Below are 15,243 nucleotides of genomic sequence, written 5' to 3'. Positions count from 1 at the left end.
CAGATGCCAGTCTTTGCCATGCGCGCTGCGTCTTGACGTTGATTCAGGTCAATCAATCGCCAGCACGTATAACGAGACGATTGAAGTCTTCGATAATGACGTGCCGATTGTTCTCGATGCGAATTATGTGCTCTGTGCGCAAACGCGTCATTTGTCGGCTAACGGTTTCGATGGTGAGCCCAAGAAAGTCTGCGATGTCGGCGCGCGAGAGCGGCAGATCGAAAGATGCGCTGTGGGCATCCGGGTCGGTACTGGGGCGGATATTGCGCGCGATCATCAGAAGAAAGCTGGCGACCTTCTCTGCAGCCGTCTTGCGCCCCAGCATCACCATCCAGTCGCGCGCCTGATCGAGTTCTTTCAGCGTTTGGTCGAGCAGGCGACGCTGCAGATCCGGCTGGTCGGCCATCATTTTTTCAACGACCCGACGTGGAAATGAGCACAGATCAACCTCTGTCGCCGCTTCTGCCGTAAGCACGCTTTCCGTCTTGAACGGCCTGCCGACGAAATCCGGTGCGAATTGCAGACCAACAATCTGCTGCCGACCGTCAGACAGGGTCTTGGTCAGCTTCACCACGCCGCCGAGAACATTGGAGTAGCGTTCGACGTCCTGAGCGTCGCCCACCAGCACTTCGCCCTCAGCCGTGCGGTGTATCGAAGAGGACTTCGCGAGTGTCAGAAGCTGCTCAGGGTTGAGCGCGCCGCAAACACCACGGTGGCGCGCTTCGCATGAAACGCAAAGCACCGGGATACCCGCCGTATGAACATCTTTCCGCACATTGCTCATATGGCGGGCGTATCACCACAGGCAAAATTGCGCCACTGCGCATTTTGTCCGCTTTTTTAGTCGCGATTATTCTCCAGAAGATGCCTGCGTTGGCGCAAATAATATCCGCGCAACTCTGGAATCTGTTCTTCCAGCCAATGCAGCCGCGCAATCGCCTTTTGAACCCGCCCTGCATAATTGTCCGACAAAAAGGCTTCATGCGCCTTTTTTACCTCTGCGGAAGGCGCAGCCGAAAGCACGGTCGAGACTGTAGCGAGTTCGGTTTTGCCCTTCACCGCGACGCGATCCAATTCGATTACCGGCATTTTTGCGCCGGCCAGTCTTGCCGTCTCTGAACCCAGCAATATGGAAACGCCGTAATTCTTGGTCTGGCCCTCCAGCCGCGAAGCCAGATTTACGGCATCCCCCAGCGCTGAATAATCGAAGCGTTTTTCTGAGCCCATATTCCCGACGACACAGTCGCCGGTGTTGATCCCGACGCCGATCTTCAGCGCCAGTGCTTGCTCTCCGCGTTCGGCAGCCTCGGCAGCCAGTTCGGCGTTCAACCTGTCCAGCGCCGTCAGCATCGCCAAAGCAGCCTGCACGGCGTGTGCGGCATGGTCGGGATCGTCGAGCGGCGCGTTCCAGAACGCCATGATGCAGTCACCAATATACTTGTCGATTGTGCCGCCCGCGTTCACCACCGCGTCGGAAAGCGGGTTCAAAAGTCGATTGACGAGCGCCGTCAGGCGCTCTGGGCTATCCTTCATCTGCTCGGAAATAGTTGTGAAGCCGCGCACGTCACAGAACAAAATGCTCAGCGTCCGCCGCTCGCCACCAAGCTTAAGCTTGCTCGGATCATGTGTAAGCTGCCTCACAAGTTCTGGCGAAAGATATTGCGAAAACGCGCGCGTGATCTCTCGGCGCAAGCGGCGTTCGGCGGCATAATCGCGGGCACCCTGCGCAAGCGATACCGCCGCAAAAGCAAATGCCGGTGCGGCCGGTGGCACGAAGATTCTGCCGAACCTGAGTAATATGAATGACCCGGCGATGAGGCCCGCAAATCCAGCTAACGCCACCACAAAGGTCCGCCAGCTTGTTCCTGGCCACGCCATCAATGCGGCGAGCGCAGCTGAGGCGAATGTAGCCGCGATTGCCGCCCACAACGGCGCGCTGCGGATGAACTGACCGCTCGCCAGATTGTCGAAAACCGTTGCCTGTATTTCCGCGCCCGAAACCAGCGTTCCGGTTCGGGCGCTCCACGAAGTTGCGTAGGCGTCGGCCCCGCCTGCATCCATCTTCGGAGCAGCCTGCATCGAAAGGCCAACTACAACCGTGCGTCCTCGAAAGAAATCCGGCGGCAGGAAAGATGCGGGGTCCAGCGCTTGATAATAGGAGACGGTGGGGTAGGTGCGCGCCGGACCATAGGTTTGAATCAGAGACGTGTCCGGCACGGTCCGATTTTGCCCCAGCAGCGTGTTCGCGAAACTATGGTCATAAGTCGGAATGCGCCGTATCGCGCCGTCGCGGTCGAGCACGATGGAGGCAACACCGGATCGCGCTCCGCCAGCGGTCAGCTCGGGCAGAGGTTCCGTTCGCAGCATCTGGCTGGCCTGCGGCGTTTCAAGAATTGTAATGTCCGACGCCAGCACCACATCTGGCCCCATTGCTGCAGCCAGTGCGCCATCAGCCTCCGGTGTGGAAGGCTCTGCGAAAATTATGTCCAGCCCAATCGCCTTTGCGCCCGCGCTTCGCAGCGCCGTCACCAGCTTGGCGTGAAGGTCGCGCGGCCACGGCCACTGCTTTCCGATTTCAGCCAGTGACGGCTCGTCAATCGCTACGATGATTGGTCCGTTGTCGGGCCGCTTGGGCGCAAGCGTCGTGGAAAGATAGTCGAAGCTGCGCTCATCAAGCAGCCGCCACGGACCGGTCTGCGAAACCAGCGCAATAATCAGTCCAGCCAGCAGTGCCGTCAGCCCCAGGCCGCGGCCCCGATTCTGTGCGGAAGGGCGGCCAGTCCGAAATCCGGCAAGCCGCGTCCACCAGGGGCGCGCTTCCATCAGAACCTGACCTTGAGTGTTCCCGTAAAGGTCTGTCCCCAGCCTGGCGTGTTGGGAGCGACAAGAAATTCCTCATCGAGCAAATTGTAACCCGCAAGTTGAAGCTCGAAGCGCTTGTCGAAAGGCTCCCACGTCAGGAACGCGTCCGCCGTCCAATAGCCGTCGAGATTATCGCCAGCCACCTGCGTTTCGCGCTCACCCACATAGCTTGCCGCGAGCGTTACCTTTACGTTGGCGGGATTGACCCATGTCACGCCTGCGCGCGCGGTCGTTTCAGGCACATAGGCCAGCCCGTCGCCATATCCGGCACTGTCGGGGTCTTCATTCTCCGAATCCGCATAAGACGCGGTGGCGAACACGCCAAAACCATGGCCGAGCCACAGATTTGCAGTCCCGCTCACGCGATCTATTCGTCCTTCCGTCACCGATAATGTTTGGATTGAACCTGGTATCGGGATCAGCAGGTCATGCATCGACTGATGCTGATAATCGACCGAAGTGAAAAATCTGCTGGTCCACTCCGCATCCCATCTGGCAGCGATCGTGTCCGAATAGCCACCAATGGCAAGCGGCGTCTGGTTGGATTGCAGCCCGACGACACCGATCGGCGCCAGCGTCATATTGTTGGCGGCCTCCGTCTCGCGGATATAACCGACGCGCAGCGAATGACCCGGCATGAAATCCCATGCGAATCCCGCGCGCGGCTCAAACCGCTCCACGTCCACAGAGCCGTTGGAAAACGTTCCGAATGCGCCACCTTCGAGCTTGAGATCAGGCGTGATCTGCATTGCCGCGTCGGCATAGATGCGTCCGAATGTTACGTCCGTATCGTCGCTGCGCGTGTCCGTCACGTTGCCTATGCCAAACGCTGGAAAGCCAACAGTTGTCGTGTAGGTCTGGGCCAGATTGAGCTGGCCGACATCCGCACCGTAGCGCCAGACAATGTCGTCTGCTTCAACGGTATGATTGATCGCACCGACATATGTGCGCTGATCTGTGGTCGTCACATCCTGTTGTGCTATCAGTGGTATAGTAGGCAGCAACGGCAGCAGGAAACCTTCGCTCAGCGTATCGCTGGTTTGCTTCACGTCATTGACGAAAAACGCTGTGTTCAGAACATTGTGGTAGCCGAATGTGTGGCTCCAGCCGACGCCGCCCGTGGTGGAGCGCGTTTTGACATCCCGATTGTAATCCGCCGCGTTGTAGAGCAGCGTCGGAATGGTGAAGTCGGCATGCCCGTCAGCATATTTTTCATCGACATTCTGAATATCGAGATAGGTGACAACCCGGTCATTCGGTGTGGGCCGCGCCGTCACATAAGCCGTGCCGGCAATGGTTTCGAAATCCAGCGTGAAATCCGTATAGGGAACCGTCGTGCCGGGAGCCAGATACTGCCGATATTCTTCTGAAGGCAGCCATTTGAAATTGCCGTAGAAGCTCCATGGGAAGGGTCCATGTTGAAACGATTGCAGTTCAGCTTCGCCTGTCGCTTTCCAGTCGGTGCCGGACTTTACAAACCCGCCGCCGATAGACCCCTCCACAAATGGGCGGCGAATTAGGTTGGCCGTGCGCGAGCGGCCGGAAATCATTTCCGGCGAGAACATCAACCCCTGAAACAGTGCGGAAAACCCTGCGTCATTGGTCGTCGGAACCACAACATTGCCGCCATAGGTAATGTCGCCAGCAAAGGGATCGGCACTACCGGTCACAGCCTGATCGACATAGGCAGCGCCAGAGAAGGCATCGAATGCGCTGTCCGAATAAAAGCGCCCCCATGCATCCAGTCCCTGCAAGCGGAAGGCTTCATTCAGCGTCGAGCCAGCATCGGTGTTTGCGCTCACCGGCGCATAGTCTCCACCCCGAGCGCGACTGCGGCGCAGCGCGTCCTGCGCACTCGCAATTGCGCGGTCGGAATCATAGGCGTCAATCGCAATTGCCGTCTCGAAATCGGCCGTCACCGGGTCGTTGGGATCAAGTCGGTTGGCGTTTTCAAGAGCCTGCTCGGCTGGCTCGCGCTGGCCGCTTTCATAATATCCTGCCGCCAGCAACAGCAGGCCCTGCGAATATGCGGGGCTGACGGTCGAGGCTGCCAGCAGATCGTTAACGGCCTTATCGAGTTCGCCCGTCTGCATATAGTAGCGACCGCGCGCTGTAAGCGCGATTTCAAAAGCGGGGTCGAGTTCAAGTGCCTTGTCGATCAATACTTTTGCTTCCGCCGCGCGGTCCTGATCGAGATATAGAATCGCGAGATTGGCATAGGATACCGGGTCCGTCGGCTCCAGCTCGATTGAGCGCTTGAAAGCGGCTTCCGCTTCGCGCGTTCCGCCGCGCGCACTGTGAATGTTGCCCATTGAATTCCAGGCCGAGGCGGAGCCAGGCGCGAGAGCAGTCGCGCGCTCGGTATCGGCCAGCGCGCCCTTCATGTCGCTTTGAATACCCGACCTGAAATAGGAGCGTGCTTCCAGCGCCGTCGGATTGTCCGGATCGATGGAAAGCGCGCGCGCAATCGCTTCTTCGACCTGTGCACGATCGTCGATCAGGATCGAAAGCTGTGCTCGATAAGCAGGTAATGAGGGATCGTCTGGATATTCCTTTTCCGCTTGGCGGATAACCTCGATGGCAGCCGGAATGTCCTTCAGGAAACCGGTCGTCCAGGCCTTTGCAAGCGCACCGTAAGGCCCGCTATGCGGCACATTCGGTTCGCGCTCCACCCGGTCGGGATCGGTGAGCGAGCGAGCGAAATAGCCACCATAAAGGGCGATTGCCCGGCGTTGCGGATCAAGGCCCCGTGACGCGCGTGCAAAAAGCTTCGCCGCGGCCTCGAAATCATGATTGGCGCCTACCGCCATTGCGTCGAGCAAATCGAGGCGCGCTTGTTGTGAGCGGGTCAAACGCTTGCCGCGGACGTTTTCCGCCGCAGCCATCGCAACGGCCTTCCCATCGTAATTGAGCGACGTCTCCGCCAGTGTCAGCCAATCGTCAACGCTGCGCGAGGCCGGTGGCTTTGCGTTCAGAACCTCGCGCTCCCGCCGCATTTCAGGGGAGGAGAGGGGAGATGCCGGCATCCAACCAAACGAGTTGCGCAGCGACAGATAATAAAGCATCTGCTGGCGGTCTTTCGGGGCGACGATCACAATCTTGGACGGCTTTTGGCCAATCGTCGCAACCGCAGCTTCACCTTCCGCAACATGCACGGAACCTTGCGGGTTGTAGAATTCGACCAGCCCTTCCAGAACGATGATGGAGGTCTTGTCGCCATCCACTGTCATCGTCCAATCCGTCCCGCGTATCGCCGCCGCTGCGGCTGGCGTCTCAACCGTCAGCCCTTGCCCGCCACGTTCTGCACGCGCCCAGATCGTACCGGATTCGAGGCTGAACTTCGTCTCGGAGGGCGTGCCAATTTGCTTGACCACCAGCGTCGTATTGCGGCCAAGGCGCACCTGTGTGCGGTCCGAAAACAGAACCGCGAGATTTCCGAGCGCATTCGTGCGCAGAATATCCCCCGGCAGCAAGTCTTGATTAACGTCTATACCGCGCCAGTTACTGACATCTATGAAACGAACTTCTTCGCCAACCTTACGCGCAATAACAGTTCCGGCAGCAGGCTGGCTGCGCGGCAAGACCTCAGCATTGGACGGCCACACGCAGCCAGAAACGGCCAGCGCGAGCAATACTCGCCTCAGTGCAGACATCGCTAAATATCGATGTTATTTCCCTCAATAAATCACACGTATACAAACGATTGATACTGTCAAGTTTTCGTTGCTGTGGAGCGATTGTTAGGGCATTGATCTCAAAAAGTTAGTTGCAGAAAATCGACAAATATAGAGCTTAATTCTTATGAGAGCGCCTAAGAAAGAAGCAAGTTCGGATAAAAAGGCAACCGACACACCGGCAATGGATCAGGAATATATAAAACATCTAATAAAGGTGAATGATATATTCTATGATCAGATATCGACCGCTGACCAGAAGGCCGCCTTCATATTCACTTTCATGATCGCGTTCCTCATCAGCTCGACCGAGGGCAAACAGGTTTTCAGTCTCGCGCGCTATCAGTCGGGCGAACCGGTCGCCATCATCCTGTCAGGCTTTATGGCCTTGGCGGTATTGGTTTCCGTTATCGCTGCGATACTTGTCGTGCTGCCGCGCCACGTCAAAACTTCTACATCGCTTTATTGGGCGGGCTGGTCGTCCAACCGCAAAAAAATTGCCGCTGCCTATGAAGGCAAGGACGAAGCCTTTCTGTTCAATGAATATCTGACAAATGCGGACACGCTCGCCATCATTGCGCGTGCAAAATATCGCTACGTATGGGTGGCCTTCCGCGGCCTGATGGTCAGCGTCATCGGTTATGTCCTGCTGTTGATTTGGCAGGTCGGCGCCACGTCGTCGCTCATCTCCCGTTGAGCGTGGTTTGAAAAGAAAAAGGCCCGCTCCTTGGGGAACGGGCCGACCGCTTGCGGGCTTGGGGCTTGGGGGGCAAGCGGGATGGGAGGCATATAACACCGTATGTTAATGTGCGCTAGCAAAATGTTTACTTTTTTGCCTCCCTCGCGTCACTTTCTATCTCAAACCCACTGTTGATTGTGCCAATAGTGTTTCTGGACCATTGAAAGGGCTTTTCGCAGCCTTGCGCCATCGAATTTCGCAGTCTACCCGCAACCTATGATCGCTGTTTCAAGCTCAACTTTGCGTCTGGCTTTTTCCGGAATGATTGGAATGGCTGTGGCGATGGGCATCGGGCGATTTGTTTTCACGCCGATTTTGCCCCTGATGATGGAAGGGCTTGGTCTTTCGCCAACCGATGCTGGCTGGATCGCCTCCGCAAATTATCTCGGATACCTGGTTGGCGCGTTCGCTGCTGCGGGTGCTTGGGGCGGTCAGCGTGAAAGGCAACTCATGCTGGCCGCGCTTGCGTCGAGTGCTGTGCTTGCTGCCGCCATGGGGTTGACCAACAGCCTGGCCATTTTTCTCATCGTGCGCTTTCTCGCGGGTGTCGCAAGCGCTTTCGTTATGGTTTTCCTTGCCTCTATTGTCTTTTCGCATCTCGCGGCAGCAGGGCAGACGCACCTTCAATCCATCCATTTCGCGGGCGTCGGTGTGGGCATTGCCGCGTCGTCACTCATGATGGCGTGGCTCTTGTCGATACAGGCTCCGTGGCAGGATGCTTGGTTTGGCGCGGCACTTCTTTCTGTTGCCGGGTTCTGCTTCGTGGGGTTGACGATCAAGTCCGGGCCCGTGCAGCAGGCGGGTGACAGCAGCGCGGAACCGCCGTTGCCGCGCGATCCGGCTCTGGTTCGCCTGATCATTGCCTATGGCCTGTTCGGCTTCGGCTATATCGTCACTGCCACTTTCCTCGTTGCGATCGTGCGTCAGGGCGATGGCGGCAGAATCTTTGAGGCGGTCGTGTGGTTGGTAACCGGCCTCGCAATTATTCCATCCATCCATTTATGGGGAAGGCTCGCCAGAACGAGAGGCGTAATCAGCGCCTATATTATTGGTTGCCTGGTCGAAGCGGTCGGGGTCGCGGCTAGCGTTTCGCTCGGTGGCCGGGTTGGGCCGATTCTCTCCGGTCTGTTGCTGGGCGGAACCTTCGTTGCAGTCACGGCCTATGGGTTGCAAGCTGGACGCTTGCTTGCGCCTCGCTCGCCTCGCCGCGCCCTGGCATTGATGACGGCGGCATTCGGTGTCGGGCAGATAATTGGGCCGATCGTGGCTGGCCGACTCGCGTATTCGACAGGCAGTTATCTGGCGCCATCCCTAATGGCTGCTTTCGTGCTTCTGGTCAGCGCGGCATTCGTCTGGCCCGACCGTCACGCAACTTCGTGACAATAATGTAATGCGGTAAAGCCAGCCCCAACCATTCCTTTGCCGCAAATTCTGTGACTTTATGCCGGCGATTTTTCACGCCCCGCGTCGCGGGGAGCAAGTCAAGGAAGCGCGGTCTTGTTCGTATCCTTCTTTCCGAAACCGAAATTGTTTTTCATTTCCGCCGTCGCATGGGCGCTTTTCGGCATATTGCTCTGGTTCTTTGGAGGAAGAGATCTTGGAGCTGTTTTTGGTTTGCCGCCTGCGCCAGCCGATCAGCCGCCGATACTTGGAGTTGCCGTTTTTATTTCGCCGCCCTTCTTGTGGTTTTACATATATTTTTGGGCATTTGTCCTGGCATTCTATTTTTTCTGGCTGCTTTACGCACCGCATCGCTGGCAAAATTGGTCAATACTCGGTTCGGCGCTCATTTTGTTTTCAACTTATATTTCAGTTGAAATATACGTAGCGGTAAACAATTGGCGTGGTCCGTTCTTCGATCTTTTCCAAAAGGCACTTACACCACCGCATTCTGTAACAGCTGCAGAGTTGTACAGTATGTTCTGGTACTACGTGTGGATTGGAACGATGTTCGTTACGAACTTTGTAGTCACTCGCTTTTTTGTTAGCCACTACATCTTCCGTTGGCGAACAGCGATGAATGATTTTTACATGACGCAGTGGCCGCGTTTACGTCAAATTGAGGGTGCTTCGCAGCGCGTTCAGGAAGACACAATGCGCTTTTCCAGCACAATGGAAGGGCTTGGTGTTGCGTTTGCCGACGCTATTCTAACGCTGATCGCCTTTCTACCGGTCTTGGCCAAATTGTCTGGGCACATCACGGAATTGCCGTTCGTCGGTGCGATTCCTTACTCACTTGTTGTCGCTTCGCTTGTGTGGGCAGTGTTCGGAACAGGACTTTTGGCTATAGTTGGTATAAAGCTACCCGGACTGGAATTCAGGAACCAGCGCGTCGAAGCGGCATATCGAAAAGAACTGGTCTACGGCGAAGATGACCCGAACCGAGCGCAGCCGCCAACCACGCGTGAATTGTTCGAAAATGTTCGAGAGAACTACTTCCGGCTTTATTTTCACTACGCTTATTTCAATGTGTTCCGCTCAGGCTTCGGGCAAGCAGACGCCATTTTTTCGAGTTTGATCCTTATTCCTACCATCGCGGCAGGGAAGATTACGCTCGGTATCTGGCAACAGATTTCGACAGCCTTTAATCAGGTATCGAGTTCATTTCAGTACCTTGTCAACGCGTGGCCAACGATTGTGGAACTGCTTTCAATTTACAAGCGTCTACGCGCATTCGAAGCAACGCTTGATGGGCAGGAACTGCCTGAGATCGATCGGCGCTATCTGGCACGCGGCGCCTCGAGTGATGCGCCAGCCTAACCTTGGCGGTCTGGCGCGCGTTTAAGGCCGAATCCTGCGCGCGCCAGATAGTCACGATAGCTGATGCAGGCGACATCGGGTTTCGTGCAAACCTCGGATGCAAAGCGCTCAAGCGCGCGCCAATACGCGCCGCCATTCATCAAAACAAAGTGAAAGCCAAGCTGTAGCGGCACACGCTCGCCATCATATTGCTTGTCGAATGCCGCCCGAAACGCGGCATAGCTCCGGTCTTCGAATTCCTTGGAGCGGGCGAGATTATCCTTGCCCGCAGAATGCCGGACATAAAGATTATAGTCCATTCCAAGCACACGCGCGCCCTTCGGCCCCTCTGGTATCAGCGGCAGGGAAAAACGCGCAATCGCGCCATCGAGATTGGGCTTTTCTGGTCCGCGCGAAATGCCGCTCGCATCATAGCTCAGCCCGGCATCCGCAATTGCCCTGTAGAGCGAAGGTCCGGTTGAAAGGTATGGCGCGCGTGCACCATCCACGCGTGCCGCAACGTTTTTCCAATCATCCGGCTCGGGTGCGATCTGATTGATGGAATAGGCGTTGCGCAAAATGTCGGCGAACGATGCGAATTCCTGTTTCCAGTCTGCGGCAGTCCAGTGGCCACCGTCAAAATGGCCGCAGGCATGGCTGGCTAGATCATGGCCTTCCGAAACGGCGAGCCTGATCTGGTATAGTCGCTGCTCGACTTCGGCGCGTGATTGCGCAAAACCGACATTCGAGCGCCCGGCTTTCATATGCGGCGGCTGATATGTCCCCTTCGTTTCGGGCGAAAGCAGAAAAACGCAGGACAGAAAATAGGTGAAATGTGCGCCGGTCTGCGCGGCCAGTGCGCGGCTGCGTCGCCATTGATTGAGATCGTGCGCACCGTCGAACGAAATGATCACAGTCTGCATCGGCTTTCGCGCCGCCATCGGCGGATCGGCCCGCACCGGAGAAACGCTCAGGCCCGCAGCCAGCAACACAAAGATACGCAAACGCAACATCATCACTCAATGCACGAGGGATTGTGAACAGGCGGTTGAGTGTTGCCGAACTCCGGCGCGAATATGGCGATTGCGAATTGATTTTTGCAAATGCCGGTCAAGAACCGTGCCTTTCCCCCTTCCCACGCCGCGAATAATCGCTAAAAGGCGCGCAACGGCCCTGCATGTGGGGCGCTCGGATCTGTTTCATGACGGACGACAGTTTCTTTCGAGAGGTTCAGGAAGAGATTCGCCAGGATAAGGCGAAGGCTCTGTGGGACCGCTATGGCGCTTTGATTATCGCGCTTGCCGTGGCCATCGTTCTAGGAACGGCTGCCTTCGGCGGGTATAAATATTGGGACGAGATGCGCTCCGGCACCGCTGGTGATGCGTTTGCCCAGGCGCTGCAATTGGCGCGCGATGGCAAGACCGACGAAGCGCTCGCCGCCTTCAAGCAGGTCGAAGACAATGCCCACGGCGCTTATCCCGTTCTGGCGCGCCTGCGTGGTGCGACGGTTCTGTCCGACAAGGGCGATGCCGCCGGCGCTGTAGCCGCGTTCGATGCGATCGCCGCAGACAGTTCTGCCGATATGTCGCTGCGCGATATCGCGCGCCTGCGCGCTGGCTATATTCTCGTCGATTCCGGTTCTTATAAAGACGTCGCTGATCGCGTTGAGCAGCTCGCCGCCGACACCAATCCAATGCGCGTTGCTGCGCGCGAAGCGCTCGGGCTTTCCGCTTGGAAAGAGGGCAAGGGTGATGACGCCATGAAGCTCTTCAAGCAAATCGCGGATGATGATGCAGCGCCGCAAGACGCCCAGCAGCGCGCAACGCTCATGATCGAGCTTCTGCGCGGCTCGGGCGTGAAGTCGTAAGCGTGCGATGGCTCTCACCATTGCCATCATAGGCCGACCCAATGTCGGCAAATCAACGCTTTTCAACCGGCTCGTTGGCCGCAAGTTGGCTCTTGTTGACGATACGCCGGGCGTAACGCGCGACCGGCGCATTCATGCCGCCCGCCTCTATGACCTTAATTTCGATGTGGTGGATACCGCTGGCTTCGAAGACGCTGCTGCGGCCACGCTGCAAGGCCGTATGCGTCAGCAGACGGAAATCGCGATTCGCGAGGCCGATCTGATCTTTTTCGTCGTCGATGCCAAATCGGGCATTCTGCCGGATGACCGCACCTTTGCCGAAATCGTCCGCCGTGCTGGCAAGCCCGTCATTCTCGTCGCAAACAAATCCGAGGCTCGCGGCTCGGACGCAGGCTATCTGGAATCGTTTGAGCTTGGCCTCGGCGAGCCTGTTCCGATTTCGGCGGAACACGGGCAGGGCATGCCGGATCTGCGCGACGCGATCATCGCTGCTGTCGGCGAGGAACGCGCCTTCGAAGATGACGAAGACGAAGCAGCAGAAGCCGAACCGCTGATCGGTGAAGACATCACCGATGCGGATGAAGAACCGGCATATGACGACACCAAGCCGCTGCGGATCGCTGTGGTTGGTCGCCCGAACGCTGGCAAATCCACGCTCATCAACGCCTTGATTGGCGAAGAGCGCCTTCTCACCGGGCCGGAAGCGGGCATCACTCGTGATTCGATTTCCGTGGATTGGAATTGGAAAGGCCGCCGCATCAAGCTGTTCGACACGGCTGGCATGCGCCGCAAGGCCAGAGTTCAGGAAAAGCTGGAAAAGCTTTCCGTTTCGGACGGCCTTCGCGCCATCCGCTTTGCTGAAGTCGTCATAATTGTACTCGACGCAACAATTCCCTTCGAGAAGCAGGATTTGCAAATCGCAGATCTCATCATCCGCGAGGGTCGCGCTCCGGTAATCGCCTTTTCCAAATGGGACCTGATCGAAAACCGTCAGGAAACGCTTGCGGAGCTCTATGAGAAAACCGCGCGGCTCCTGCCGCAAGTGCGCGGCCTGCTGGCGATTCCGCTCAGCGCGGAAACTGGGCGCGGGCTTGATCGCCTGATGGACGCGGTCCTGAAGGTGCATCAGGTCTGGAACCGCCGTGTTTCGACCGGTCGACTCAATCGGTGGCTCGAAGGCGTACTCGCGCACCATCCGCCTCCGGCGGTCGCCGGGCGGCGTCTCAAGATCAAATACATCACGCAGGCCAAAACGCGCCCGCCGGGCTTTGTGCTCTCGACGTCGCGGCCCGATGCGTTGCCGCAATCATACGTCCGCTATTTGGTGAACAGCCTGCGCGAAAGCTTTGACATGCCGGGCGTGCCGATTCGCATGGCGCTTCGCACGTCGGATAATCCGTTCGCGGATAAGGCAAAGAAGAAGCGCTAGAGCGTTTTCCGGTTAACAAGAACAAGCGCTAAGGCGGTCACGTTAACCGACCATCAAGGTTAATGCTTCATTTTTCCGAACCGTACAACTGTAGCGTGCGGTGAGGGTTTGTCGGTTGCGTCTGCGTGTCGATTCTTTGTTGCGGCTTGGCGCGTGCGCTTTAAAGCGCCGCATTCCTCTCAAAACGCCAGCACTCGTCGCGGTCGCCGTTCTGCTTGCTTTTCCGACTGTTGGCGGACGGCAGGACATTGCAGGCCTCATCGCGGGTGATGATTCTGGAACGGATAGCTGGGGCGGTTATGTTCAGAAGGCGGCGGCGGGCTCCGTGCATCAGGCCGAAATGCCATTTGGCGATTCGGGCCTGCTTTCGGGTGGTGGCGTAAAAGCGCCGGGTTTGGGTAAGGTCGCTTTTCGCGGCCACACCAAAGGCACCGAGAAAACGCCAGACGAAGTGCGCGTGAATAGCACGGAGAAAAAGGGCCGCATTGTGGGAATTGAGCGCGTTGCGCCGCCCAAGGCATTCAATGCGGGCACGGTTTTTGAGCGCACCTCCATGCTGCGCCCCAGCCTTGACACCAAAGAAAAGCTAACCTTCGCCAAGCCCGCCATCAAGGGCAAGGAGGTCGAGATTGCCTCTGCTTTCCATACCCGTGAGGTCGAGCAGAATGACCCCGGCATTCCGCGCTACCTCGCCGAACTGGTCAATAATCACCAGTCCGACATTCTCGCGACGGCATACGCATCCGCAGCGCCTGACTATGCTCAATCCTCGCCGTTTGAGAGCTTGCTCAACGAAGATCCCGATGGTGGTCGCTTCATTCCCCCTATGGGCCAGGGCGATCACGCGTGGCTTCAGCAACCGCTTCCGGCTTCCGTATTTTCGGGCGACGAGCAGGCGTGTCTCGCCAACGCGGTTTATTTCGAGGCGCGGGGCGAATCGCTGCGGGGGCAGGCAGCCGTCGCGCAGGTCGTGCTGAACCGCGTGCGCAATCCGGCCTATCCGAAAACGATTTGCGGCGTCGTATACCAGAATCGCAATTGGCGAAATGCCTGCCAATTTTCCTTTGCGTGCGATGGTCGCAAGGACGTCGTGACCAGCCCCGGTGTCTATCGAAAGGCGCAGGACGTCGCTCTGGCAGTCACGGCGGGCAAGATATTCATTCCCGAAGTCGGCTCGTCGACGCACTATTATGCGCAATATGTCAGCCCCGGCTGGGCGCGCTATATGAAGAAGATGACGAAGATCGGACTCCACATTTTCTACCGGACGAAAAATGGCGGCTGGAGCTGATTGTGTACCGGTCGGCGCATGATTCTTGCGCGGGACGTGCAGGGCACGATGTCGCATCAACGTAAGCAATTGAATATATTAATTAAATGAGCTTTGTGCAGAAGCCCTTACGCCGCTTGACGTGTGGAGCGCCCCTAACTATGTTGCGCGCGACTTTGGAGCGGCAATCCGATTGCGGATTTGCCGGGCAGGGAGGTCGCTATGGTACGAGGGAGCAAGCCGGGAAATACCGGAAAATCCGCTCCGCAAATGCCAGAGCAACCGGACCCGCGCGACCAAGAGCTGGAGCGCCGGCGGCGCGAACTTGATGCCTCACTTGCATCGAGACGCACCGAGGAGCAGGCCAGCGAGCAGGCAGCGAAGTCGAGCAGTGTTTCCGGGTTCGGCAACGCGCTGAAACTGTCCAGCGAGTTTATCGCGGGGGTGGTCGTCGGAGCGGGACTTGGTTGGTTGATAGACAGTTGGGCGGGAACCTCGCCCTGGGGACTGATTGTCTTCCTGCTGCTTGGGTTTGGTGCTGGTGTGTTGAATGTTATGCGTTCGGCTGGACTTGTTGCCAATGCTGGCATAAGGCAGCCAGACGAAACCGGGAAACCGGAATAAGCAATGACTGCGCTTCGGCGCGTGTTTAACGAGGGGTCA

General features: G+C 57.5%; 11 protein-coding genes. 7 read left to right on the top strand and 4 right to left on the bottom strand.

The window, feature by feature from the left end; all coding sequences use genetic code 11:
- Nucleotides 1–52: 52 nt before the first annotated feature.
- From DY251_RS04585 to DY251_RS04575, 3 genes are read right to left on the bottom strand one after another with little or no spacing between them, the layout of a single operon-like run.
- A complete protein-coding gene (locus tag DY251_RS04585; protein WP_116622670.1) occupies nucleotides 53–784 on the bottom strand; it encodes a Crp/Fnr family transcriptional regulator in 732 nt (243 codons plus the stop codon).
- Between the two features lie 56 nt (nucleotides 785–840).
- Nucleotides 841–2,823 carry a CHASE2 domain-containing protein gene (locus DY251_RS04580; protein ID WP_116622669.1) on the bottom strand — a complete coding sequence of 661 codons (1,983 nt, stop codon included), beginning with the start codon at nucleotides 2,821–2,823 and terminating at the stop codon, nucleotides 841–843.
- Complete coding sequence (locus DY251_RS04575; RefSeq protein ID WP_116622668.1) at nucleotides 2,823–6,515, bottom strand: TonB-dependent receptor domain-containing protein; 3,693 nt, start codon at nucleotides 6,513–6,515, stop codon at nucleotides 2,823–2,825. The genes DY251_RS04580 and DY251_RS04575 overlap by 1 nt, the downstream gene beginning before the upstream one ends.
- A 238-nt stretch (nucleotides 6,516–6,753) precedes the next feature.
- Between DY251_RS04575 and DY251_RS04570 the strand changes: the two genes are divergently transcribed.
- The 3 genes from DY251_RS04570 to sbmA all read left to right on the top strand — a co-directional run bounded on the left by DY251_RS04570 (nucleotide 6,754) and on the right by sbmA (nucleotide 10,035).
- On the top strand, nucleotides 6,754–7,233 hold the full coding sequence (locus tag DY251_RS04570) for a Pycsar system effector family protein (protein ID WP_245415854.1): 480 nt from the start codon (nucleotides 6,754–6,756) through the stop codon (nucleotides 7,231–7,233).
- Nucleotides 7,234–7,491: 258 nt separating this feature from the next.
- Entirely contained in the window at nucleotides 7,492–8,655 is a 1,164-nt protein-coding gene (locus DY251_RS04565; protein ID WP_116622667.1) for a YbfB/YjiJ family MFS transporter, read from the top strand.
- Between the two features lie 117 nt (nucleotides 8,656–8,772).
- The gene (sbmA, locus tag DY251_RS04560) at nucleotides 8,773–10,035 is read left to right on the top strand and encodes a peptide antibiotic transporter SbmA (RefSeq protein WP_116622666.1); all 1,263 of its coding nucleotides are present in this window, start codon (nucleotides 8,773–8,775) and stop codon (nucleotides 10,033–10,035) included.
- On the opposite strand, the gene DY251_RS04555 is transcribed toward sbmA, so the two are convergent.
- Nucleotides 10,032–11,030, bottom strand: a complete 999-nt coding sequence (locus tag DY251_RS04555) for a polysaccharide deacetylase family protein (RefSeq protein ID WP_116622665.1) — start codon at nucleotides 11,028–11,030, stop codon at nucleotides 10,032–10,034. The two genes, sbmA and DY251_RS04555, sit on opposite strands and share 4 nt — an antisense overlap.
- A 185-nt stretch (nucleotides 11,031–11,215) precedes the next feature.
- Between DY251_RS04555 and DY251_RS04550 the strand changes: the two genes are divergently transcribed.
- From DY251_RS04550 to DY251_RS04535, 4 genes are all read left to right on the top strand, one after another.
- Nucleotides 11,216–11,881, top strand: coding sequence for a tetratricopeptide repeat protein (locus DY251_RS04550; protein ID WP_116622664.1), 666 nt, complete (start codon nucleotides 11,216–11,218; stop codon nucleotides 11,879–11,881).
- A 7-nt stretch (nucleotides 11,882–11,888) separates the two neighbouring features.
- Nucleotides 11,889–13,310 (top strand): ribosome biogenesis GTPase Der, encoded by a 1,422-nt coding sequence (der, locus tag DY251_RS04545; protein ID WP_116622663.1) that lies wholly within the window; start codon nucleotides 11,889–11,891, stop codon nucleotides 13,308–13,310.
- Nucleotides 13,311–13,446: 136 nt separating this feature from the next.
- Nucleotides 13,447–14,601 (top strand): cell wall hydrolase, encoded by a 1,155-nt coding sequence (locus tag DY251_RS04540; protein WP_425373279.1) that lies wholly within the window; start codon nucleotides 13,447–13,449, stop codon nucleotides 14,599–14,601.
- Between the two features lie 201 nt (nucleotides 14,602–14,802).
- Complete coding sequence (locus DY251_RS04535) at nucleotides 14,803–15,204, top strand: AtpZ/AtpI family protein (protein ID WP_116622661.1); 402 nt, start codon at nucleotides 14,803–14,805, stop codon at nucleotides 15,202–15,204.
- Nucleotides 15,205–15,243 lie beyond the last annotated feature (39 nt).

Source organism: Mesorhizobium denitrificans (assembly GCF_003403035.1).
Lineage (GTDB): Bacteria > Pseudomonadota > Alphaproteobacteria > Rhizobiales > Rhizobiaceae > Mesorhizobium_G > Mesorhizobium_G denitrificans.
The sequence above is the reverse complement of the archived record's forward strand: the minus strand, read 5'-3'. Positions and strand labels throughout refer to the sequence as shown.

Excerpts from the sequence above, each read along its gene's own strand:
- DY251_RS04575 (WP_116622668.1), bottom strand. The coding sequence starts at position 6,515 with ATGTCTGCACTGAGGCGAGTATTGCTCGCGCTGGCCGTTTCTGGCTGC.
- der (WP_116622663.1), top strand. The coding sequence starts at position 11,889 with ATGGCTCTCACCATTGCCATCATAGGCCGACCCAATGTCGGCAAATCA.
- DY251_RS04535 (WP_116622661.1), top strand. The coding sequence starts at position 14,803 with ATGGTACGAGGGAGCAAGCCGGGAAATACCGGAAAATCCGCTCCGCAA.
- DY251_RS04565 (WP_116622667.1), top strand. The coding sequence starts at position 7,492 with ATGATCGCTGTTTCAAGCTCAACTTTGCGTCTGGCTTTTTCCGGAATG.
- DY251_RS04580 (WP_116622669.1), bottom strand. The coding sequence starts at position 2,823 with ATGGAAGCGCGCCCCTGGTGGACGCGGCTTGCCGGATTTCGGACTGGC.
- DY251_RS04550 (WP_116622664.1), top strand. The coding sequence starts at position 11,216 with ATGACGGACGACAGTTTCTTTCGAGAGGTTCAGGAAGAGATTCGCCAG.
- DY251_RS04585 (WP_116622670.1), bottom strand. The coding sequence starts at position 784 with ATGAGCAATGTGCGGAAAGATGTTCATACGGCGGGTATCCCGGTGCTT.
- DY251_RS04555 (WP_116622665.1), bottom strand. The coding sequence starts at position 11,030 with ATGATGTTGCGTTTGCGTATCTTTGTGTTGCTGGCTGCGGGCCTGAGC.